This is a genomic window from Aquihabitans sp. McL0605, from assembly GCF_049993875.1.
In the GTDB taxonomy this organism is placed as follows: Bacteria; Actinomycetota; Acidimicrobiia; order Acidimicrobiales; family Iamiaceae; genus Aquihabitans.
Window position 1 is genome coordinate 3,289,693 of record NZ_CP188252.1, and the last position, 19,981, is coordinate 3,309,673.

21 protein-coding genes are annotated in these 19,981 nt (G+C 72.6%); 12 read left to right on the forward strand and 9 right to left on the reverse strand.

What is annotated here, in order from left to right; all coding sequences use genetic code 11:
• Positions 1-7: 7 nt before the first annotated feature.
• Complete coding sequence (locus ACPPVX_RS15110; RefSeq protein WP_426571393.1) at positions 8-916, reverse strand: S1C family serine protease; 909 nt, start codon at positions 914-916, stop codon at positions 8-10.
• Between the two features lie 81 nt (positions 917-997).
• Between ACPPVX_RS15110 and ACPPVX_RS15115 the strand changes: the two genes are divergently transcribed.
• Positions 998-1,429, forward strand: coding sequence for a winged helix-turn-helix transcriptional regulator (locus ACPPVX_RS15115; RefSeq protein WP_426571394.1), 432 nt, complete (start codon positions 998-1,000; stop codon positions 1,427-1,429).
• Here the strand turns inward: ACPPVX_RS15115 and ACPPVX_RS15120 are convergent.
• The 5 genes from ACPPVX_RS15120 to ACPPVX_RS15140 form a co-directional block, all read right to left on the reverse strand.
• A complete protein-coding gene (locus ACPPVX_RS15120) occupies positions 1,417-2,229 on the reverse strand; it encodes a hypothetical protein (protein ID WP_426571395.1) in 813 nt (270 codons plus the stop codon). The genes ACPPVX_RS15115 and ACPPVX_RS15120 overlap by 13 nt on opposite strands.
• The gene (locus ACPPVX_RS15125) at positions 2,226-3,683 is read right to left on the reverse strand and encodes a glycosyltransferase family 39 protein (protein ID WP_426571396.1); all 1,458 of its coding nucleotides are present in this window, start codon (positions 3,681-3,683) and stop codon (positions 2,226-2,228) included. Before ACPPVX_RS15125 ends, ACPPVX_RS15120 begins: the two co-directional genes overlap by 4 nt.
• A gap of 95 nt (positions 3,684-3,778) precedes the next feature.
• Positions 3,779-4,261, reverse strand: coding sequence for a nuclear transport factor 2 family protein (locus ACPPVX_RS15130; protein WP_426571397.1), 483 nt, complete (start codon positions 4,259-4,261; stop codon positions 3,779-3,781).
• A gap of 47 nt (positions 4,262-4,308) precedes the next feature.
• Positions 4,309-5,694: a GAF domain-containing protein gene (locus tag ACPPVX_RS15135; protein WP_426571398.1), complete on the reverse strand. Its 1,386-nt coding sequence runs from the start codon at positions 5,692-5,694 to the stop codon at positions 4,309-4,311.
• Between the two features lie 13 nt (positions 5,695-5,707).
• Complete coding sequence (locus ACPPVX_RS15140) at positions 5,708-6,187, reverse strand: hypothetical protein (RefSeq protein WP_426571399.1); 480 nt, start codon at positions 6,185-6,187, stop codon at positions 5,708-5,710.
• A 161-nt stretch (positions 6,188-6,348) separates the two neighbouring features.
• Here ACPPVX_RS15140 and ACPPVX_RS15145 point away from each other — a divergent pair, with 161 nt between their 5' ends.
• Positions 6,349-7,047, forward strand: a complete 699-nt coding sequence (locus ACPPVX_RS15145) for a hemerythrin domain-containing protein (RefSeq protein WP_426571400.1) — start codon at positions 6,349-6,351, stop codon at positions 7,045-7,047.
• 3 nt (positions 7,048-7,050) lie between these two features.
• On the opposite strand, the gene ACPPVX_RS15150 is transcribed toward ACPPVX_RS15145, so the two are convergent.
• Together ACPPVX_RS15150 and ACPPVX_RS15155 are read right to left on the reverse strand one after the other, a co-directional pair.
• Entirely contained in the window at positions 7,051-8,520 is a 1,470-nt protein-coding gene (locus ACPPVX_RS15150; RefSeq protein WP_426571401.1) for an NADH-ubiquinone oxidoreductase-F iron-sulfur binding region domain-containing protein, read from the reverse strand.
• Between the two features lie 67 nt (positions 8,521-8,587).
• On the reverse strand, positions 8,588-9,991 hold the full coding sequence (locus tag ACPPVX_RS15155; RefSeq protein WP_426571402.1) for a M1 family metallopeptidase: 1,404 nt from the start codon (positions 9,989-9,991) through the stop codon (positions 8,588-8,590).
• A 180-nt stretch (positions 9,992-10,171) separates the two neighbouring features.
• Here ACPPVX_RS15155 and ACPPVX_RS15160 point away from each other — a divergent pair, with 180 nt between their 5' ends.
• Positions 10,172-10,564 (forward strand): VOC family protein, encoded by a 393-nt coding sequence (locus tag ACPPVX_RS15160; protein ID WP_426571403.1) that lies wholly within the window; start codon positions 10,172-10,174, stop codon positions 10,562-10,564.
• A 21-nt stretch (positions 10,565-10,585) separates the two neighbouring features.
• On the opposite strand, the gene ACPPVX_RS15165 is transcribed toward ACPPVX_RS15160, so the two are convergent.
• Positions 10,586-11,578 (reverse strand): AraC family transcriptional regulator, encoded by a 993-nt coding sequence (locus ACPPVX_RS15165; protein WP_426571404.1) that lies wholly within the window; start codon positions 11,576-11,578, stop codon positions 10,586-10,588.
• 239 nt (positions 11,579-11,817) lie between these two features.
• Between ACPPVX_RS15165 and ACPPVX_RS15170 the strand changes: the two genes are divergently transcribed.
• The 9 genes from ACPPVX_RS15170 (at position 11,818) to ACPPVX_RS15210 (ending at position 19,840) form a co-directional block, all read left to right on the forward strand.
• Complete coding sequence (locus tag ACPPVX_RS15170) at positions 11,818-13,356, forward strand: ammonium transporter (RefSeq protein WP_426571405.1); 1,539 nt, start codon at positions 11,818-11,820, stop codon at positions 13,354-13,356.
• Between the two features lie 120 nt (positions 13,357-13,476).
• Entirely contained in the window at positions 13,477-15,843 is a 2,367-nt protein-coding gene (gene mbhE / locus ACPPVX_RS15175; RefSeq protein WP_426571406.1) for a hydrogen gas-evolving membrane-bound hydrogenase subunit E, read from the forward strand.
• Positions 15,840-16,301: an MnhB domain-containing protein gene (locus tag ACPPVX_RS15180; protein WP_426571407.1), complete on the forward strand. Its 462-nt coding sequence runs from the start codon at positions 15,840-15,842 to the stop codon at positions 16,299-16,301. The genes mbhE and ACPPVX_RS15180 overlap by 4 nt, the downstream gene beginning before the upstream one ends.
• Positions 16,298-16,702, forward strand: coding sequence for a sodium:proton antiporter (locus tag ACPPVX_RS15185; RefSeq protein ID WP_426571408.1), 405 nt, complete (start codon positions 16,298-16,300; stop codon positions 16,700-16,702). Before ACPPVX_RS15180 ends, ACPPVX_RS15185 begins: the two co-directional genes overlap by 4 nt.
• Complete coding sequence (locus ACPPVX_RS15190) at positions 16,702-18,192, forward strand: proton-conducting transporter membrane subunit (RefSeq protein ID WP_426571409.1); 1,491 nt, start codon at positions 16,702-16,704, stop codon at positions 18,190-18,192. The genes ACPPVX_RS15185 and ACPPVX_RS15190 overlap by 1 nt, the downstream gene beginning before the upstream one ends.
• A complete protein-coding gene (locus tag ACPPVX_RS15195; RefSeq protein WP_426571410.1) occupies positions 18,189-18,719 on the forward strand; it encodes a Na+/H+ antiporter subunit E in 531 nt (176 codons plus the stop codon). The genes ACPPVX_RS15190 and ACPPVX_RS15195 overlap by 4 nt, the downstream gene beginning before the upstream one ends.
• The gene (locus tag ACPPVX_RS15200; protein ID WP_426571411.1) at positions 18,716-18,967 is read left to right on the forward strand and encodes a monovalent cation/H+ antiporter complex subunit F; all 252 of its coding nucleotides are present in this window, start codon (positions 18,716-18,718) and stop codon (positions 18,965-18,967) included. Before ACPPVX_RS15195 ends, ACPPVX_RS15200 begins: the two co-directional genes overlap by 4 nt.
• A complete protein-coding gene (mnhG, locus tag ACPPVX_RS15205) occupies positions 18,964-19,293 on the forward strand; it encodes a monovalent cation/H(+) antiporter subunit G (RefSeq protein ID WP_426571412.1) in 330 nt (109 codons plus the stop codon). Before ACPPVX_RS15200 ends, mnhG begins: the two co-directional genes overlap by 4 nt.
• A gap of 79 nt (positions 19,294-19,372) precedes the next feature.
• Positions 19,373-19,840 carry a hypothetical protein gene (locus tag ACPPVX_RS15210; protein WP_426571413.1) on the forward strand — a complete coding sequence of 156 codons (468 nt, stop codon included), beginning with the start codon at positions 19,373-19,375 and terminating at the stop codon, positions 19,838-19,840.
• The last annotated feature ends 141 nt before the right edge of the window (positions 19,841-19,981 follow it).

Consider the following 19,981-nt stretch of genomic DNA (forward strand, 5'->3'; position numbering starts at 1 on the left):
GTGCCGGTCAAGCCTCGTCCTCCTCCGTGGCGGCGGTGAACGTGACGGACACCGTGCGGGTCTCGGAGCCGCGGACCACCTCGACCGCCACGGTGTCGCCGCCCGCGTCGAGCGCATCCCAGACGTCGTCGACGTCGCGCACCGCGGTGCCGTCGATCGCGGTGACGAGGTCGCCTTCGCCGAGGCCGGCGTCGGCCGCGGGGGAGCCGGCCACGACGCCCTGGATCAGCAGGCCGGCCTGCTCCGGGAGCCCGACTCGGCGGCGCAGGCGGGCCGTCTCGTCGGCGCCCACGATGGCGACGCCCAGGCGGCGGCCGCCGATGTGGGTGCCGGCGGCGAGCAGGCCGACGCGCTCGCGCAGGTCGGCGTCGGCGGGCTGGGCCAGGTAGAACCCCTCGCCGAGCCGGTGCGTGTTGATGCCGGCCAGGCGGCCCTCGGCGTCGAGCAGGGGACCGCCCGACGAGCCCCGCGCGAGGGGTGCGGTGTGCTCGACGGCGCCCTTGACCCGCCGGCCGCGCGGGCCGCGGAAGGCGCGGTCGGCGGCGGACACCATGCCGAACGTGACCCGGTGGCCGCGCGTGCCGCGGGCGGCGGCGAAGACCGTGTCGCCCACCTCGAGCTCGTGGTCGGACCAGGTCAGGGGAGGGGCGTCGGCGGTCTCGACGTCCAGCACCACCAGGTCGTGGTCGGGGTCGGCGCCCACGACCCGGCCCTGCACGGCGCGGCCGTCGGCGAAGGTGACCTGGGTGGTGCGGTCGCGGAGGTTGTGGGCGTTGGTGAGGACGCGGTCGGGACCGACGACCACGCCGGTGCCGCGGCCCTGGCGGCCGATGGCGACGGTGGACGGGGCCGAGGTGGCCGCCGCGGTGCGGGCGGCGGCCGAGAGGTCGGCGAGGGGGTTGGGGATGGTGCTCATGAGGCGCTCCAGAGGGTTACTTGTGACTTGCAAGTGACTCTAGGGCCGGGTGCGCCGGTTGCGACGGGCAGACTGGGATCCGTGCCCCGCCGTCCCAAGCCCGTCGCCGGCTCGCCCCTGCGGGCGGCGCTCGACCGCATCGGCGACCGATGGGTGCTCCTGGTGGTCGACGCCCTCGCCGACGGCCCGCTGCGCTTCGGCGAGCTCGCCGACCGGGTGGGCGCGGCGCCCAACATCCTCACCGACCGCCTGCGCCGGCTCGAGGTGGAGGGCCTGGTCGTGGCGACGCCGTACTCGGAGCGCCCGGTCCGCTTCACCTACGACCTCACCGCCTCGGGCCGCGAGCTGGCCACGGCGCTGGTGGCCCTGGCCGGGTGGGGCGCGGCCGCCGAAGGCGCCCCGGTCGAGCCCTTCCACGCGGTCTGCGGCACAGGCATCGAGCTGCGCCCGTGGTGCCCCACGTGCGAGCGCCTGGTCGGCCCCGATGAGGCCGTCGCCGCCTACGACCTCTGAGACCCGTTCGGGTCGTCGATGCGGCTCACGGCCAGGTAGGTCACGCCCGTCACGATGACGACCGCCAGCACGAGGCTGACCGGGCCCTGGCCGTACCCGAGGCCACCGGAGGCGGTCGGCTTGGCGAACCAGTCGGCGAACGAGGCGCCGAACGGCCGGGTGGCGATGTACGCCCACCAGAACGCCACCACCGGGTTCAGCCCCACCCGCCAGGCGATCCCGGCCAGGGCGAACACGATGCCGAACAGGATCCCCGACGAGAGGTAGCCGAGGTGCAGCGTCACCGCGGTGAGGTCGCCCACCGCGGTGCCCAGCGCGAAGGTCACCAGCGCCGTCGCCCAGTAGAACGCCTCGCGGCGGGTGGTGGAGATGCTGTGGATCGACAGGGTCTGCTCGGTGCGGAACCACACCACGAAGGTCGCCGCCAGGACGGCGGAGCTCAGCGCGGTGGACACCGCGTACGGGATGCCCAGGCCCACGTGGGCCACGTCGGCCGCCATGGTGCCGAAGGTGCTGACCATGAGGGCCGTCGACCAGTACACCCACGCCACGTAGCGCGGCACCCGGAACTGCCAGGCGAGGGCGGCGGCGAAGGCCACGAAGCCCACGACGACGACCAGCACCGGGTCGTACCGGTTGACCAGGTAGTCCGAGACCGACTCGCCCAGGGCCGTCGTCGCCACCTTCACGATCCAGAACCAGACGAGGACCTCGGGGACCTTCACGAGCAGCGCGGGGCCGGCGCGCTGGTCGTCGAGGGTCGCGGCGGTGCCGCCGATGGGAGCAGCAGGCGATGTCATGCCGGGAGCATCCACAGCGCCTCGATGGCGATGGCGGTCGCCACGCCGATGCCGACGAGCCCGGGCACGAGCCGCCGCCACGGCCCGTCGCCCTGCCGGTCGCGGTCCACGATCGGGGCGAGGGCGGCCGCGGCGGTCACGGCGGCGAGCGGGTACACCCAGAGCCAGGTCCGCTCGAGCTCACCGGGGATCAACGACGTCACGGTGGCGGGGAGCGAGGCGTACAGCACGAGGGGCCCCAGCACGGCGAGCAGGGCGCGGGTCCAGGGGATCCGGCGCAGCGCCAGCACCGTCAGCGCCACCACCGGCGCACCGGCCCCGATCAACCAGGCCACCGGCCCCCCGACCAGCCAGTACGCCCCGTTGCGCATGTCGTGGTGGGCGATGCGGTACTGGATGCGCTCCTCGGGCGCAGCCCGGGTGGCGAGGTAGGTGTGGACCACGTTGTCTCCGAGCAGCGCCCAGAGCAGGCCGATCCCGATGGCGACCCCGGCGGCGGGCGCGAGGAGCCGGCGCCAGGCCCGGCCCCGGCTGGGCACCAGCACGAGCAGCACGACGGCGAGGCCGAGGAACGCGCCGCTGTAGGTCCAGAACGTGGACAGGCCGAGCACCATCCCGCCGGCCAGCGCCCACCCCGTCCGGAGCTCGTCGCGGGCGAGGCCCCGAGCCAGCAGGAACGCGGCGGTCAACAGGATCGGTGCCTCGATGGCCTCCCACGACGCCCACGAGTACAGGAGCACCGCCGGTGACGCGGCGAGCAGCAGCACGGCCGGGCGGGCGACCGCGGTCCCGGCGAGCTCCCGGGCGAGACCCCAGGTGGGGAACACGACCAGCCCGGCCACAAGGCACAGGACGATCGACGGGCCCACCACGCCGCTGCCGAAGAGGTGCTGGAGCCCGGCCCGCACCAGGACCCGCCCTGGCGGGTGGTTGCTGAGCACCTGCGGCAGGGTGCGCTCGCCGTAGCCCGCCACGTAGCGGCGCAGCCCGATCTGTCCGACGAGGCGGGCCTCGGCGGCCTCCGCCGGTCGGTGGTACCCGGCGAACAGCCGCGCCTGCTGACCGGTCGTCTGGGCCACGGCCCACGACACCGTCACGAGCGCCAGGTAGGCGACCGGCGGCACCGCCCGATCCGAGAGCCGCGGCCAGAGCGCGGCCGCGGTGATGAGGACGACGGCTGCCGCCAGCGGGACCACCAGGTGGGTGCCGACATGGGGGACGTAGTCGCCGTAGAGGGGTGGGCGGGCGAGGGCCGGCCGGCCGACGCCGCGGCGCACCGACGGTGCCTCGAACCCGATGAGCACGAACGCCGCCATGAGGCCGCCGGTGATCCCGACGGCGCGCCAGACCGCTCGTCGCCCCTCGTCGCCGCCGGTGGCGGCACCGTCGGTGGGCCGCGGCCGGGCCCCCGCCGTCGTCCGTTCCTGCAGCGACTGTTCGACCACGCCAGCCATCCCGAGCTCGACCCTGGAGGGAACCTATGGACCCGCTGGTCAGGAGACGGGGCGACCTCGGTAAGGCGGCGGTAAATCCTGAGGGCCGCGGCTGGTCAGGTGGGGCGGGACACGTCGCGGTTCGGCTGGGCCGGCGGGGCGGTGAAGCCGGGGCCGGGGGCCCAGCCGCTGGCGACGATGTCGTCGATCACCTGGACCATGTTGAGCAGGTCCTCCTCGTACGAGAACCGGCCGTCGCCGGCGTAGACGAGCGTGGAGTAGCCCGACTGGGTCCAGCGGCTGCCGTCGGCCTTGGTGCCGGGCAGCTCCTGGGTCCACTTCACCACCACGTCGTCGCCCTCGATGGCGATGAACTCCACGGGGAAGGTCCAGTCCTCGAGCCCCGTCATCGACTCCGCCATGAACGTGCGGATCTCGTCGCGGCCCTCGATGCGGCCCCAGGCCGGGTCGATGTAGACGGCGTCCTCGGTGAACAGGTCGGCCAGGTCGGTCCACACCCGCTCACCCCGCTCGATGGCCTCTCGCAGGAGGCGGTAGCTGGCGGCCGCGGCGGCGACCTCGTCATGGGGGAACGGCACGGGACCCTGCTTTCGGACGGCGGTGGCGGCATCCTGCCACGCCGCGCTCAGTCGGGGGCGCCCATCGTTTCCAGGCGGAGGGCGGTGGTGGCGTCGAGGCGGAAGCGGCCGCGGCCGGTCTTCTGGATCCGCACCGGTGCGTCGCGCTCGTCGAGGCGGCGCTTGAGCAGGATGAGCCGGCTCTCGAAGTTGTCGCGGAAGTCGGGCAGGTCGAGCGAGGGGTCGAGGCGGACCTCGCGGTTGGTGAAGTCGACGCGGCCCTCATCGGTGTGCTGGCGCAGCAGCGACCACAGGATCCGGCCCGCCACGCCCTTGATGAGGTAGTCGCCGTCGAGGAAGGTGCTGCCGTCGACCGGGAAGAAGCGGACGTGGGTGACGGTGGCCGTCTCGGGTGCCGCGGGCCGGACGGCCGGTCCGGTGGCCCGGGCCTCGACCGCTCGCTCCTCGGCCCGGACGGTCTCCACCGCGCTGCCGAGCAGGGAGGCGACCACCTGCAGCGTCGCCTCGTCGGCGTCGGAGAACGCGCCGGAGCGGTCGCTCTCGACCATCACCACCCCGACGAGCTGGCCGAGCGCCATGGCCGGCACCGCCATGCGGCTGTCGGCGAGCTCCAGGCCCGACATGGGCACCTCCCGCCCCGGCCCGATGGTGCCGGACTCCTCGAAGGAGCGCCGGACCGTCTGCGAGTACTTGGTCATCTGGCGGAGGTTGCCGACGCGCAGCGGCGCGCACTGGGCCGCGGCCATCCCGACGATCCCCTCGCCGATGGGCACCTCGGCCCCGATGCCCTCGGTGTCGTAGCCGCGGCTGGCGATGGTGAACAGGTGCTTGCCGTCCTCGTCGGCCAGCAGGAGCATGCCGTGCTGGTGGCCGAGCAGGTCGGCGAGGCCGTCGATCGCCACCCGCACGAGCGAGTCGAGGTCGGCGCACCGGCTCAGGCGGGCGCACAGCTCGCCCAGGCCCTGGGCGGCGTCGGGTCGGGCAGGGGCGGTGGCGGGGGGCGTCGGGCTCCGGCGGTTGACGATCTCGAGGTGGTCGACGCGGTAGACGTCGGCGGCCTGGAGGTGGAAGACGTCCTGCATCCCCGTCAGCGCGGCGATGGCCTCGACCTCGTCGCGCAGCTGGTCGAACAGCGGGCCCCGGCGCTCGGTGCGCTCGTAGGTGATGGCGAGGCGGTACTCGTCGTGGGTCTCGGCGTCGACGAGCAGCAGGCTGGCCTGGGGGTGCTCGACGATGTTGCGGGCGGTCTTGGAGAAGAACTGGTTCGACACCACGATCCGGCCGGGGCCGGCCTGGCGGACCTTCGAGAGGAAGGTGACGTTCGGGATGCCCTCGGCGGACGACGTGCACAGCACCGCCGGCACCGTGCCCTCGAAGCAGCCGCGCAGGTCGGCGAGGGTGAGCGGCCGGGCGGCCGCCGTGTCGTCGCTCATCGGGATGGGCCCCTCACGTCCGGCTCAGGCGGGCGCCGGCATCGGGCCCTGGGGTCTGGCCGAACAGCTCGTCGACCCGGATGCGGCAGGCGACCATCGTCCCGGAGGGCCGCCACCGGTCCATCAGCTCGCGGGAGAAGTGGTCGATGCCGACCACGTCATCGATGAACTGGTCGCAGTAGCGCTCGACGATGGCGACATCGGCCGCGGCGGCCGCCTCCACCGCCTCGAGCCGGCCCTTGAGCTGGAGCGAGAACAGGGTGGGGACGTCGGTGGCGGTGAGGGCGATCGCCACGTCGGGCTCGGCGCCCGCGCTCAGGCCCAGCGGCTGGAGGTCGACCTCGCGCACCAGCACGCGGACGGTCCCCGCCTGGGCATCGAGGACCCGCATGCCCCAGCCCCGCGTGGCGTACGGGCGCCCGTCGGCTCCGACGAGCCCGATGACCTCGGACGACCCGGCCTCGAGGTGGGCCTGGATCTCTGCGTTCAGCACGGGTGCCAGCCCCTCCATGGGCGATCGGCGCGAAGTGAGCGAATTCTTAGCATTCGCTCACGAGCCTTTCAGCAGCGCAGCTCACGGCGTTCCCGCACGATCGAAGCACACACCAGCAGCGCCACCGGAGACGGCGGGCGCACCGATCAAAGGAACAGAACATGACTGCGCTCGACACCTTCGAAGTCCCCACCGCTGTCGTCGAGGACCTCTACCGAGATGTCCACAAGGCCATCCGGGTGGGCCTCTTCACCGCGACCGCGACCGCCGGTCGCACCGACCCGAACGACGACGCGGCCCGCGCCGGGCTGGCGCTGTCGGTGCGGGATCTCGTCGACTTCCTCGACCAGCACGCCGAGCACGAGGACGGTGCCGTCGCCCCGGTGCTCGAGGTCCACCTGCCCGAGCTGGGCGAGAAGATCACCGAGGACCACCGCCTGTTCGAGGGCCGGGGCGCCTACCTGGTGGACCTGGCCGACGCGGTGGCCGAGGCGCACCCCGACGACCGCCGCATCCTGCTCCACGCCCTCTACCTCGACCTGGCCGGCTTCACCAGCATCTACCTGGCCCACCAGGACATCGAGGAGCGCACGATCATGCCGGCGCTGGAGGCGGCCGTGGGCCCCGAGCAGACCTTCGCCATCCACCAGCAGATCCTGGCCGGCATCGCCCCCGACGACATGGCCCGGGCCCTGGCCATGATGCTGCCGGCCATGAACCTCGACGACCGGACCGACATGCTCAGCGGCATGCAGGCCGGCGCTCCGCCCGAGGTGTTCCAGGGCGTGTTCGGCCTGGCCAGCACCGTGCTGGAGCCGGCGGACCACGCCGCCCTGGCCCGGCGCCTCGGCCTGGCGTAGGGCCTAGCGCTCGACGGCATCCTCCGCCGCGAGCCCCATCTGGGCGTCGGCCCGCTGGTCGATCCGATCGGCGGGCGCGGCGCCCGAGTCGGTGTCGTGGTGGCTCCAGTCGGGCTGCTTGGTGGCCTGGCCCGCGTCGAGGACGGCCTCGTCGTCGTCGATGCGGGCGATCTCGGCGATCTGCACCGGGGTCGCCGGCGCGGCCCCGGCCTCGGCGTGGCGCTCCCAGGCGCCGGGGAACGCGGCGAGGATGCTGCCCACCACCGTCTGGTGCTGGGTGGCGAGCGAGCAGCGGGCGCCGACCGTGATGGAGGCGAGCCGGGAGTCCAGCTCGGTCCGGTCGCGGCCGGCGGGGGCGGACGAGAGGGCCCGCTCGAGGATCGAGGCGATCTCGATGCCGTCCTGCTTGCACGGCCGGCACTGGCCACAGGACTCCACGGCCAAGAAGCGCGACACGCCCTGGGCCAGGGCGATGGGATCGACGTCCTCGTCTATGACCATCAGCGCGCCGGCGCCCATGCCGGACCCGAGCCGGGCCAGATCCTCGTAGGTCAGCGGCACGTCGAGGTCGGCGGCCGTCACGATCGGGCTCGACACGCCGGGCAGCACGCCGACCACCTTGCCGGTGCGGGCGCCGCCGCCGACGAGGTCGATGGCGTCTCGCATCGTGATGCCCATCGGGAGCTCGGCCACCCCGGCCCGGGCCGATCCGCCCGACACCGTCACCACGAGGGTGCCGGGCGATTCGTCGGTCCCGACCTCGCGGAACCAGGCCGGCCCGTTCACGATGATGCCCGGCACGTTGGCGATGGTCTCCACGTTGTTGACCAGCGCGGGCGGGACCTCCGTGGCCCCGTCGTCGCCGGCCAGCTCGACCCGTGCCGCGAGGGCGGTGTCGTCGCCGACGTCGGCCAGGCCCCGCCGCCACGGCGGGGCGATCCGCGGGAAGGGCTCCCGGCCGTCGATCACCTCGAGCAGCGCGGTCTCCTCCCCGTAGAGGTAGTGCTCCGGACCGACGACCACATCGACCGCCACCCGCTGGAACCACCCGGCCGCGCCCATCTCCTCGATGGCCTGGCGCACCCGCGCCACCACGTCGGGCGCGCTCGACTTGAGGGCCAGGACCACCTGGTCGGCGCCGACGGCGGCGGCGGCGATGAGCGCCCCCTCGATCACGCGGTACGGGTTGGCCAGCAGGATCGACCGGTCCTTGTACGAGCCGGGCTCGCCTTCGGCGCCGTTCACGACGACGGTGGACGGAAGGTCGGCGGCGTGGTTGGCGCGCACGGTCGCCCACTTCGTCCCGGTGGGGAAGCCGGCGCCGCCGCGGCCGCGCAGGCCCGAGGCGCTGATGGTGGCGATCAGGTCGTCGGGCTTGGATTCCCACGCGCGCGCCACGCCGCGCCCGCCTTCGGCGGCCATCCAGTCCTCGAGGGCGCGGACGGGGTGCGCGTCCAGGACGCGTCGGGGCATGGTGAGGCTCATGACCCCCAGTACCCAACCTCGAGCCACGGGAACCACGCCGCGGCGGCGGGCCGGGTCAGGGGGCGGGGGGCTTGGTGGGCTGGTGGAGCCAGGCGTCGAACAGGCCGTCGAGCTGCAGGCCCGACACGTGCTCGCTGAGGGCGAGGAACTGGGCGGTGGTGGCCGGCGCCGAGAGGCTGCGGCCCGCCCACTGGCGCAGGATCGCCTCGAAGGGGGCGTCGCCCACGGTGACGCGCAGCGCCTGGAGGAACGCGGCGCCCCGGTAGTAGGTGGGGGCGTCGAACAGGTCCTGGGCGCCGGGATCGGCGACCGGGAGCGTCCAGAAGTCGTTGTCTGCGGGGATGCTCAGGATCCAGTCGAGGTCGTCCTGGAGGCTCGAACCGCCCTGGTGCTCGTCCCACATCCACTCGGCGTAGGTGGCGAACCCCTCGTTCAGCCAGATGTCCTTCCACTGCTTCGGCGTGACCTTGTCACCGAACCACTGGTGGGCCAGTTCGTGGGCCACCGTCGCGCTGTCGGGCACGCCGCTGTAGATCGGCCGGGTCTGGTTCTCGAGGGCGTAGCCGGCGTCGTCGTCATCGTCGATCACGGCGCCGAACGACGAGAAGGGGTACCGCCCGAAGCTGCCCTCGAAGAAGCTGATCATCGCCGGCTGCTGCGCCAGCACGTCGGCGGCGGCGGCCTGGTCGGCGGGCGAGAGGTCGTCGTCGACGGCGTTGGTGATCCGCACGCCGCCGGGCGTCCGGGAGCTGGTGAGCGCGTAGTTGCCGGTGGAGGCCGAGGCGAGGTAGCTGGCCATGGGCTCCTTGGCCGCCCAGACGAACGTGGTGCGCCCCTTGCGGGTGGTCTGGGCGAGCAGGTCGCCGTTGGCCACGGCCGTGGTGCCGGCGGGCACGGTGACGACGTAGCTGTAGGTGGCCTTGTCGTAGGGCACGTCGTTCACCGGGTACCAGGTGCTCGCCCCCTCGGGCTCGTTGGCGACGAACGCACCGTCGTCGAACGCCACCCAGCCGTAGAGCCCGCCGGTGTTGTCGAGCGGTTGGCCCATCGTGCCGGCGTAGGCGACGGTCACGACGAAGGGGAGCCCCTTCGCCAACGGCTGCTTCGGGGTGATCCGCAGCTCGCCGTCGGCCTGGTGGAACGAGGCCTCCCGCAGGTTGACGGTGACGGCCGAGACCGTGAGGTCGCGCAGGTCGAGGCTGAAGCTCGACAGGCCCGAGGTGGCGCGGGCGACGATGACGGCTTGGCCGTGGAGCGCTCGGGTGGCGGGCGTGTAGTCGAGGTCGAGGGCGTAGTGGGAGACGTCGTAGCCGCCGTTGCCGGCCGCGGGGAAGTACGGGTCGCCGCCGCTGGCGCTGCCGGGCGAGGCCGACGGCGGCGCCAGGGCTCCGGCGGGTCCGGCGACCAGCAGGGTCGCGAGGCACACGAGGACCGGGACGCAACGACGGAGGGTTCGCATGGCGAGACGGTACCGGTGGCCGGGCGCGCCTGCGCTGGAGATCACGATGAGCGTCGAGCCGGCTGCGCAGGGCGCGAGCCCGGTGCATCGGTCATCCCCGCCGGTGCCTGAGCCATGGCGCTCCGACGGGAACGGGCAGAGACTTGATCCCACACCAACCCCCAACAAGGAACCGAACCCATGCCCTTCCCCTCCCTCCACCACGTCGCCTTCACGGTCCGCGACCTCTCGGTCAGCGTCCCGTGGTACGAGGCCCTCTTCGACGCCGACCCGGTGATCGACGAGGACACCGATCCGGCGATGCACCACACCGTGTACGCCCTCGGCGGCACGCTCATCGGGTTGCACCAGCACGAGAAGCCCGCGTCGGCGGAACCGTTCAGCGAGTTCAACGTCGGCCTCGACCACGTGTCGTTCGGCTGCGCCAGCCGCGCCGACCTCGAAGGCTGGGAGCGCAAGCTCGACGAGCTCGGCGTCGACCACGGCGGCATCAAGGACGCCGCCTACGGCTCCGGGATCAGCTTCCGCGATCCCGACGGCATCACGCTGGAGCTGTTCGCCCCGCCGTCTTGATGATCCTGACGGTCACGACCGTCACGCGGTCCGCAGGCGTGCCGCCCGCCACGCACCGGGCGACACGCCTCGGCTCCGCTTGAACGCTCGGCTGAACGACTCCTCCGCCTCGTAGCCCACGCGGCGCGCCACCTCGCCGAGGTTGTGCGTGGTGGTGGCCAGCAGGTCGTCGGCCACGTGCATCCGCCACTCGGTCAGGTAGCGGATCGGCGAGCTGCCCAGGACGGTGCGGAACCGCTCGTCGAGCACCGACCTCGACACGGCTACGGCGGACGCCAGCTCCGCCACCGTCCACTTGCGCTCGGGTGCGGCGTGCAGCTCGCCCAGCGCCGGTGCGAGCACCGGGTCGCGCAGCGCGGCGATCCAGCCGTGGTCGGCGGCCGGCGCGGTGGCGAGGTGCAGGCGCAGCACCTCGATGAGCAGGAGCTCGGGCAGGCGCGTCGACGGCACGCGCGCCGGCGCCGCGGGATCCGACGCCGCCAGCGCGTAGGTCACGCTCGACTCGACCCACGACGCGGTGGGGCCGGCCGGCGGTCGCACGACGAACACCGGCGGGAAGGCCCGCAGGGCCGGATCGAACAGCGGGTCCTCGGAGTAGAGGTAGCCGCACACGATGTCGGTGCGGTCGCCGCCGGCGCCGTGGCGCAGCACCGGCAGGTCGTCCCACGGCGGCCGGGCGACGAGCGTGAGGATCGGGACCACCTCCGCGCCCAGGTCCTCACCGCCCATCGCGTAGTCGTCGCCGTAGGGCAGGACGATCACGTCGCCCTGCTGGGCCCAGTGGCGCTCGCCGTCGACCACGGAGACCCAGCACGTGCCGGCGGCCACGATGTGGAACAGGATCATCCGCTCCGCGCCGGGGCGCATGATCCCGGCGATCTCGGCCACGGGCGAGTCGAACGCCCACTGCTCGGTGAACTCGCCGCGGAAGAAGATGGCGCCGTCGAGCCGGATCAGCTCGAGCGACGCGTCGAGCGATGGAGGATCTGGAGTCGCCACCGTGCGCTCGGCCATCGGCCGGAACCTAGCCCTCGAACCTGACGGAGGACGCCGGGAACCGCCGCGCACTTCGTTCAGGAAGCGCACTCGGACACGTATGTGAATGGAACCTGTCTGTTTACGGACAGGACACGGCTCCGAGATTCCCCTTCCGTACGTTGCGCTCCGACCGATGAGGCGCACGCGCTGCGTGCCAGGAAGGGAGTTGCTGTCATGGCTGCACGCCACGAACGAATCCGGGCGGGAGGGCGATCATGAGAGGTCGCTACAAGAAGCTCATCATCGGTGGCGCCGCCACGATCGGAGCGACGACGTGCGGCCTGCTCGCCTCGGGCGTGGCCGGCGCCCAGGCGGGGCCGAGCGAGGTCGAGCTGCTGGGCAAGCAGATCAACCTGCTGTGGGTCGTGCTCGGCTCGGTGCTCGTCATCTTCATGCAGGCCGGGTTCGCCCTGGTCGAGACCGGCTTCTGCCGGGCCAAGCACGCCGCCCACGTGATGTCGACGAACTTCGCCATCTTCGGCGTCGGCTTCGTCGCCTTCTTCCTCATCGGCTTCCCGCTGATGTTCGGCGGGTACTCGCTGCCGGTCATCGGCTTCGACGAGCCCGTGGGCCACGCGCTGATCGGGTCGGGCCACTGGGTCTTCGCCTACGGAGGCGGCTGGGGCGGGAGCGGCAAGGCCTTCTACACGGCCGGCGGCATGGGCTTCTTCCTCTACATGGCGGCCTTCATGGACACCGTCGCCACGATCCCCACCGGGGCCATGGCGGAGCGGTGGAAGTGGAACGCCTTCGTCGGCTGGGGCTTCTTCTGCGGCGCCATCTACTACCCGATCTTCGGCGCCTGGACCTGGGGCGGCGGCTGGCTGGCCCAGCTCGGCAACTCGATGGACCTGGGCTACGGCTACGTCGACTTCGCCGGCTCCGGCGTCGTGCACGCCGTCGGCGGTGTGGCCGGCCTGGCCGGTGCCATCGTCCTCGGACCCCGCATCGGCAAGTTCAACAAGGACGGCTCGGCCAACACCCTGGCCGGCCACCACATCCCGATGGCCATGCTCGGCACGTTCATCCTGCTGTTCGGCTGGTTCGGCTTCAACGCCGCCTCGACCTTCGCCGCCACCGACGTGCGGTTCGCCGTCGTCGCCGCCAACACGGCCATCGCCGGCGCCTTCGGTGCCGTCGCCGCCATGTTCTTCATGCAGATCCGGACGGGCAAGCCCGATCCCGGGATGATGGTGAACGGCATGCTCGGCGGCTTGGTCATCGTCACGGCACCGTGCGCCTTCATCCAGCCCTGGGCCGCTGCGGTCCTCGGCATCCTCGGTGGCACCCTGATCCCGCTGGCGGCAGAGTTCATCGAGAGCCGGGGCATCGACGACCCGGTCGGGGCCGTCGCCGTCCACGGCGTGGGCGGCACCCTCGGGGTGCTGGCGGTCGGCATCTTCGCCGATGGTCAGTACGGCACGCCGGTGGACGGTGTCGCCTGGAACGCCACCGAGACCTCCTCGAGCCACGGCGTCATGGGCATCCTCTACGGCACCGACGGGTGGGGCCAGCTGGCCTCGCAGGCCATCGGCGCCCTGGTCATCTGGACGGTGATCTTCGGCATCGCTTACACGTTCTTCAAGGTCCAGAACAAGGTCATGAAGGGCGGCATCCGGCCGACAGCCGAGATGGAGCTCGAGGGCATGGACATCCCCGAGATGGGCGCCCTCGCCTACCCCGAGTTCCACCTCCACGACGACCAGGTCACCGGGCACGGCGGCGGCAGCCCGACCGAGGAGGAGCTGGTCTGAGGGCCCCTGTGCAGGACCTCAGCAGTTGAACCTGCGGTCCGGCGCCGCTCCCGGCGCCGGACCGCAGGACCCTGATCGAAAGGAAGGAGCAGCGCCGCGAGCCGGTGCTGAAGACGCTCCGTGTTGACCGTGCTGCTCATCGCCCCCATCACGGCGGGCCTCCTGCTCCTCTCCTTCGGAGGGCCCCTCGGCCGGCGGTCGTTCCTGGTGGCCGCGGCGCTCCCGCTGCTGGTCTTCGGCTGGGCCGCTGCCCAGATCAGCGGCGTGCTCGACGGTGCGGTCCCCGCCGCCGGCGTCGCCTGGGTCCCCGAACTGGGGCTCTCCCTCGACCTGAGGCTCGACGGGTTCAGCCTCCTGTTCGTGCTGCTGGTCGCCGGCATCGGCACGCTGGTCCAGCTCTACGCCTCCCAGTACTTCCCGGCGGACCGGGCCGGGCTGCACCGCCTGGCCGGGCTCCTCCTGATCTTCACCGCCGCCATGCTCGGCCTGGTCACGGCGGCGAACCTCCTCGTGCTGTTCGTGGCGTGGGAGCTGACCTCGGTCACCTCCTACCTGCTGATCGGGTGGACCGACACCGATCCCAAGGCCCGGGCCTCCGCGCTCCAGGCCCTCCTCACGACCGGCCTGGGCGGCATCGCCATGCTCGGCGGGTTCGTCCTCATCGGCGAGGCGGCCGGCACCTACGACCTGGCGGCGCTCGCCGCCCACCCGCCCACGGGGACCACGGTCGAGGTGGGCCTCCTGCTGGTGCTGCTGGGCGCGTTCACCAAGTCGGCCCAGTTCCCCTTCTCGGCCTGGCTGCCCGGCGCCATGGTCGCGCCCACGCCCGTGAGCGCGTTCCTGCACTCGGCGACCATGGTGAAGGCCGGGGTGTACCTCATCGCCCGGTTGGCGCCGATCTTCGCCACCCAGGGCCTGTGGCGACCGGTGGTGCTGGTGGTCGGGCTGGCCACCATGCTCACCGGCGGCTGGCACGCGCTGCACCAGTACGACCTCAAGCGGATCCTGGCGTACGGCACCGTGAGCCAGCTCGGGTTCATGGTCGTGCTGTTCGGCGTGGGCACGCCCGAGGCCACCACCGCCGGGGTGATCGTGCTGTTCGCCCACGCGCTGTTCAAGGCCGGCCTGTTCCTCGTGGTCGGCGTGATCGACCACCAGGCGCACACCCGCGACATCCGGCGGCTGGGCCGCTACGGCCCCGGGTGGGCCGGACCGATGGTCATCGCCACGATCTGCGGAGCGTCGATGGCCGGCATCCCGCCTCTGCTGGGGTTCATCGGCAAGGAGGCGGCCTACGACTCGTTCGTCGACATCGGCATCGTCGGCGGTCCGATCGTGCTGGCGGGGCTCGTCGCCGGATCGGTCCTGACGTTCGCCTACACGGCCCGCCTGCTGCTCGGGGCGTTCCGCCCCGGGGTGGTCACCGAGGGCCTGGCCGAGGACCCCGACCTCGCCATCGATCCTCCGCCCGCCCCGAAGGTGGCGTTCTGGCTGCCGGCCGCGCTGCTCGGGCTGCTGACCGTGCTGTTCGGGCTCGTCCCCCGGCTGATCTCGCACCTGGTCGAGGTGGCCGCGCACAGCCTCGATCCCCTGGCCGAGAGCGAGCACCTCGCGCTGTGGCACGGAGTCGGCCCCGCGCTGGTCCTGTCGGGGCTGACGGTCCTGCTCGGCGCCGCGCTCACCGTCGCCGGTCCCGCCTTCGCCCGGCTGCAGCACCGCCTGCCGAGCTCGATGGCCGGCGAGCGGGGCTACCTCGGCGCGATCCGCGGCCTGAACGTCGTGGCCAACCGCACGACCGGGTTCGTGCAGCCCGGCTCGCTGCCCATCTACATCGGCGTGATCCTGCTGACCGCGGTGCTGGTCCCCGGCTTCGCCCTCCTGCGGGCGCCGCGACCCCCGATGCCGCCGCTGGTGTCGAGTCCGGGCGACTGGGCGGCGGCGGCGTTGATGATCTCCGGCGGGATCGCCGCGGTCGTGGTCCGCCACCGGATGGCCGCGGTGCTCTGCGCCGGCGCCGTCGGGTACGGCATGGCCCTGGTGTTCGCCCTGCAGGGTGCGCCGGACCTGGCGCTCACGCAGGTGTGCGTCGACACGATCGGCGCCGTCATCTTCGTGCTGGTGCTGCGCCACCTGCCGGCGTGGTTCAGCGACCGGCCCACGTCGGTGGGCCGGATCAGCCGGATCATCGTGTCGGCGGCCGTCGGGATCTTCGTGTTCTCGTTCCTGCTGGTGGCCGGCGACTCGCGGGTCGATCCGACCATCTCGACCGAGTTCATCGACCAGGCGTTTGCCGAAGGCGGGGGCCGCAACGTGGTGAACGTGGTGCTGGTCGACATCCGCGGGTTCGACACCATGGGCGAGATCACGGTCCTGTCGGTGGCGGCGATGGGCGTCTACGCCCTGGCCCGCCTGTCGCGCCGGGAGCGCGGCGTCGACCGGTCGTTCAGCCCGAGCCGGCGCATCGGTGAGCGGAGGCCTCGCTCGTGAGGCGGTCGCTCATCCTCGACGTCGTCGTGCGCCTCGTGTTCCACTCGGCCCTGCTGCTGGGCGCCTTCTTGCTGTTCACCGGGCACAACCGGCCGGGCGGCGGGTTCGTCGGCGGGCTCGTCGTCGGCGCCGCCATCTCGTTGCGGTACGTGGCCGGCGGCATCGACGAGGTCCGCGCCACGCTGCCCGTCCGGCCGTGGACGCTGCTCGGCACCGGCCTCGCCACCGCCACCCTCACCGGCCTGGTGCCGCTCCTGTTCGGCCGGCAGCTGATGGAGCACGCCAAGCTGAACGCCCACCTCGGGCCGCTGGGCGGCTTCCACCTCAACACCGCGCTGTTCTTCGACATCGGGGTGGCCCAGGTGGTCATCGGCATGGTGCTGCTGCTGCTCGTGTCGTTCGGCGAGCGGCTGCCGCTCTTCGGTGCGCCCTGGACCCTGCGGGCGGACTCGGAGTGAGCCTCGTCCTCGCCCTCACCACGGCGATCCTCTTCTCGCTCGGCACGTGGCTGCTGCTCCAGCGCCGGCTGACCCGGATCATCATCGGTCTCGGGCTGATCGGCCACGGCGCCAACCTGCTGCTGCTCCAGACCGGGGAGCGTCGAGGCGTCGCCCCGTTCGTCGGGTCGATCTCCGGGCGCACCGTCGCCGATCCCATGCCCCAGGCCCTCGCCCTGACGGCGATCGTCATCTCGTTCGGGGTCGGCGCCTTCCTCCTGGCGCTGGCGTACCGGAGCTGGCAGCTCACCGGCGACGATCTGGTCGAGGACGATGTCGAGGACCGGCGCATCGCGGAGGAGCGGCGGCTCGACGACGAGGAGCTGGCCGATCAGCGGCTCCTCCGCGAGGAGGCGACGTGATGCGCGTGCTGCTCCCGCTCCCGGTCGTGCTCCCGCTCCTGGCGGCCGGCCTGTCGATGGCGGCGGCCCGGCGGCGCTGGTTGCAGCGCGCCATCGGGATCGTGACCCTGTCGATCACCACCGCGGTGTCGATCGCGATCCTCGTCCACGTCGACCAGCACGGCGTGGCCACCGCGGTGATGGGCGGCTGGGACGCCCCCGTGGGCATCTCGGTGGTGGCGGACCGCCTCACGGGCCTGATGCTCGTGGTGGCGTCGCCGGTGCTGCTCGCCGTGCTGGTGTTCGCCACCGGCCAGCCGGGCACCGAGCGCGAGCAGCCCGCGTTCCACCCCGTGTACCTGGTGCTCGCAGCGGGGATCGGGCTGTCCTTCCTCACCGGCGACCTGTTCAACATGTTCGTGGCGTTCGAGATGATGCTCACTGCCAGCTACGTGCTGATGACGATCGGCGGCCGCGCCGACCAGGTGCGCACCGGCATGACCTACGTGGTGATCAGCCTCATCGCGTCGACGCTGCTGGTGGCGATGATCGGCCTGCTCTACGCGGCCACCGGCACCGTGAACATGGCCGACCTGGCGGTGCGGATGTCCCACCTCCCCGAAGGCGTCCGGGTGGCGTTCGCGCTCCTGATGTTCATCGTGTTCGGGATCAAGGCGGCGATCTTCCCGCTCTTCTTCTGGCTCCCCGACAGCTACCCGTCCGCGCCGACCGCGGTCACCGCCGTGTTCGCCGGCCTGCTGACGAAGGTGGGCGTGTACTGCATCATCCGCACGCAGACCCTGCTGGTGGCGCCGGCCGACCGGCCGGTCGGGTTCATGCTCGCGATCGCCGCGCTCACGATGGTGGTGGGCGTGCTCGGCGCCATCGCCCAGAACGACATCAAGCGGATCCTGAGCTTCCACATCGTGAGCCAGATCGGGTACATGATCCTCGGGATCGCCCTGTTCACCGTGGCCGGCCTGGCGGCAGCGATCCTCTACCTGCTCAACCAGATCGTCCTGAAGAGCACGCTGCTGCTGGGTGCCGGCGTCGTCGACCACGCGGCCGGCTCGTCGCGGCTCGCCGAGGTCGGCGGCCTGGCCCGCCGGTTCCCGCTCGTGGGCTGGCTGTTCCTGCTGCCGGCGCTGAGCCTGGCGGGGGTGCCGCCGTTCTCGGGCTTCGTCGCCAAGCTGTCGATCATCAGCGCCGGCTTCGGCACCGGCTCCTGGGTGGCGGTCGGGGTGGCCCTGGGGGTCAGCGTCCTCACCCTGTACTCGATGACCAAGATCTGGGGCGGCGCGTTCTGGGGGGAGATCGAGGTGGTCTCCGAGCCGGCCGACGCCATGAGCCTCCGCCACGGCGGCACCGTGCCGATGCTGGCGTCGACCGGTGCCCTGGTCCTCGGTTCCCTGGCCCTGGCCGTGTTCGCCGGCCCGCTGTTCGGCCTGTGCGACCGGGCGGCCGTCGACCTGCTGGACCCGTCGGCCTACATCCAGGCGGTGCTCGGGTGAAGCGCGAGGCGTGGTTCGGGCGCGCCGTCATCGGCGTGTGGCTGGTGGTCATGTGGCTGCTCCTCTGGGGTGACCTGAACCTGGCCAACCTGCTGGGGGGCATCGCGGTGTCGGCCTTCCTGGTGGTGGTCTTCCCGCCCGACGACACCAACGACGACCCCATCGTCATCCGACCGGTGAAGGCGGTCTCGTTCCTCCTGTGGTTCGCCTGGGCGTTGATCGTCACGAACGTCGCCGTGGCCAAGGAGGTCCTGCTCCCTTCGAGCCGGTCCGACATCAACCCGGCGGTGGTCGCCTGCTCGCTGCGGACGGGCTCGGGTCGGTTGGCCACGCTCGTCGCCAACGCCATCACCCTCACGCCCGGCACCCTCACCATCGACGCCCGCAACCGGCCGGCGGTGCTGTACGTGCACGTGCTGGCGTTCGAGAGCATCGAGGCCACCCGGGCCGAGGTCGCCGACCTCGAGCGCCGGGTGGTGGCGGCGTTCGGGACGGCCGCGGAGGTGGAACTGGTGGCCCAGCCGTGATCGCCCTCGCCCTCGGGCTCGTCGCCGTCGGCGGGGCCGGCTTCCTCTACCGCCTCGTGCTCGGCCCCACGCTGGCAGACCGCGTGGTCTCGCTCGACGGGATGCTGACCGTCATCGTCATCGGGATCCTGGCGTGGAGCGCCTACCACCGCGACGGCACCTACCTGACCCTGGGCGTGGTGGTGGCGCTGGTGGCGTTCCTCGGGACGTCGGCGTTCGCCCGCTTCGTCGAGGGGAGGCGACGGTGACCGACCTGATCGGGGGCATCCTCATCGTGCTCGGCGCCGCGCTGACCGCGCTGGCCGGCATCGGGCAGGTGCGCTTCGGTGACCTCATGACCCGGATGCACGTGGCCACGAAGCCGTCGACGCTCGGCCTGCTCCTGGTGGCGACCGGGGCCATGTTCCGCATCCAGGCCACCAGCGCGATCTCGCTCCTCTCGCTGACGATCGTGCTGCAGTTCGTCACGGGCCCGGTCTCGGCCCACCTGGTCGCCCGGGCCGCGCACCGCCACGGCGACTGGGACCGCGCCGGCGCGGTGCTCGACGAGCTGGCGGAGATCGACGAGCTCTGACGGGCGATCGAGCGAGCTCCACCCGCGAGCGCAACGACCGGGACACATTGCCGAAACATCCGCTGCGTACCTTCTCGATGTGATCTCCTCGGCTCGCGAGCGCTCCCGGCCCGCCCTGATCGGCTGGCCGGCCGATGCCTCCCGGCGCGAGGAGCTGGCCGAGGCGGGCACGCCGTGCCTGCTGCTGGTCGACGATGGCGCACCGATCCCGGCGGTGGCCGAGGGCGAGGACTGGATCCACCGTGGCGCCGACGAGCGCGACGTGGCGGCGCGCCTCGCCGAGCTGGCCCGCCGCGGCCGCTCCGTGCGGTCCGTCGACGCCGTGCCGATGGCGCTGCCGGCCGGCCTGACCGCCGACGAGCACCGGGTGGCCGTCCGCCTGGTCGCCACGGTCGGCAGCCTGGTGCCCCGTGCGGACCTGCCGGTCGGTGACCTCGATGCCACCATCGCCAGGCTCCGCCGCCCGCTGGGCCGCGACGGCTGGACGATCCTCCGCATCGGCGCCGCCGGGTTCCTGATCGAGCGCACCGGCGGTGGCTCGTGCTGAGGGCCACCGTGGTGGCCGCGGTCCTGGCGTCGGTCGCGCTCGTCGGCGTGGTCGCGTGGCCCTCCACGTGCGACGCGATCGAGTCGGTCGTGGTGACCGCCACCTCGGGACCGGTGTCCAGTGCGTCGGCCCCGGCCACCT

Bases quoted from the DNA above. Each gene is read 5' to 3' on its own strand.
- ACPPVX_RS15110 (WP_426571393.1), bottom strand. From the start codon at position 916: ATGAGCACCATCCCCAACCCCCTCGCCGACCTCTCGGCCGCCGCCCGC.
- ACPPVX_RS15120 (WP_426571395.1), bottom strand. From the start codon at position 2,229: ATGACATCGCCTGCTGCTCCCATCGGCGGCACCGCCGCGACCCTCGAC.
- ACPPVX_RS15125 (WP_426571396.1), bottom strand. From the start codon at position 3,683: ATGGCTGGCGTGGTCGAACAGTCGCTGCAGGAACGGACGACGGCGGGG.
- ACPPVX_RS15135 (WP_426571398.1), bottom strand. From the start codon at position 5,694: ATGAGCGACGACACGGCGGCCGCCCGGCCGCTCACCCTCGCCGACCTG.
- ACPPVX_RS15145 (WP_426571400.1), top strand. From the start codon at position 6,349: ATGACTGCGCTCGACACCTTCGAAGTCCCCACCGCTGTCGTCGAGGAC.
- ACPPVX_RS15150 (WP_426571401.1), bottom strand. From the start codon at position 8,520: ATGCCCCGACGCGTCCTGGACGCGCACCCCGTCCGCGCCCTCGAGGAC.
- ACPPVX_RS15155 (WP_426571402.1), bottom strand. From the start codon at position 9,991: ATGCGAACCCTCCGTCGTTGCGTCCCGGTCCTCGTGTGCCTCGCGACC.
- ACPPVX_RS15160 (WP_426571403.1), top strand. From the start codon at position 10,172: ATGCCCTTCCCCTCCCTCCACCACGTCGCCTTCACGGTCCGCGACCTC.
- ACPPVX_RS15165 (WP_426571404.1), bottom strand. From the start codon at position 11,578: ATGGCCGAGCGCACGGTGGCGACTCCAGATCCTCCATCGCTCGACGCG.
- ACPPVX_RS15170 (WP_426571405.1), top strand. From the start codon at position 11,818: ATGAGAGGTCGCTACAAGAAGCTCATCATCGGTGGCGCCGCCACGATC.
- ACPPVX_RS15190 (WP_426571409.1), top strand. From the start codon at position 16,702: ATGCGCGTGCTGCTCCCGCTCCCGGTCGTGCTCCCGCTCCTGGCGGCC.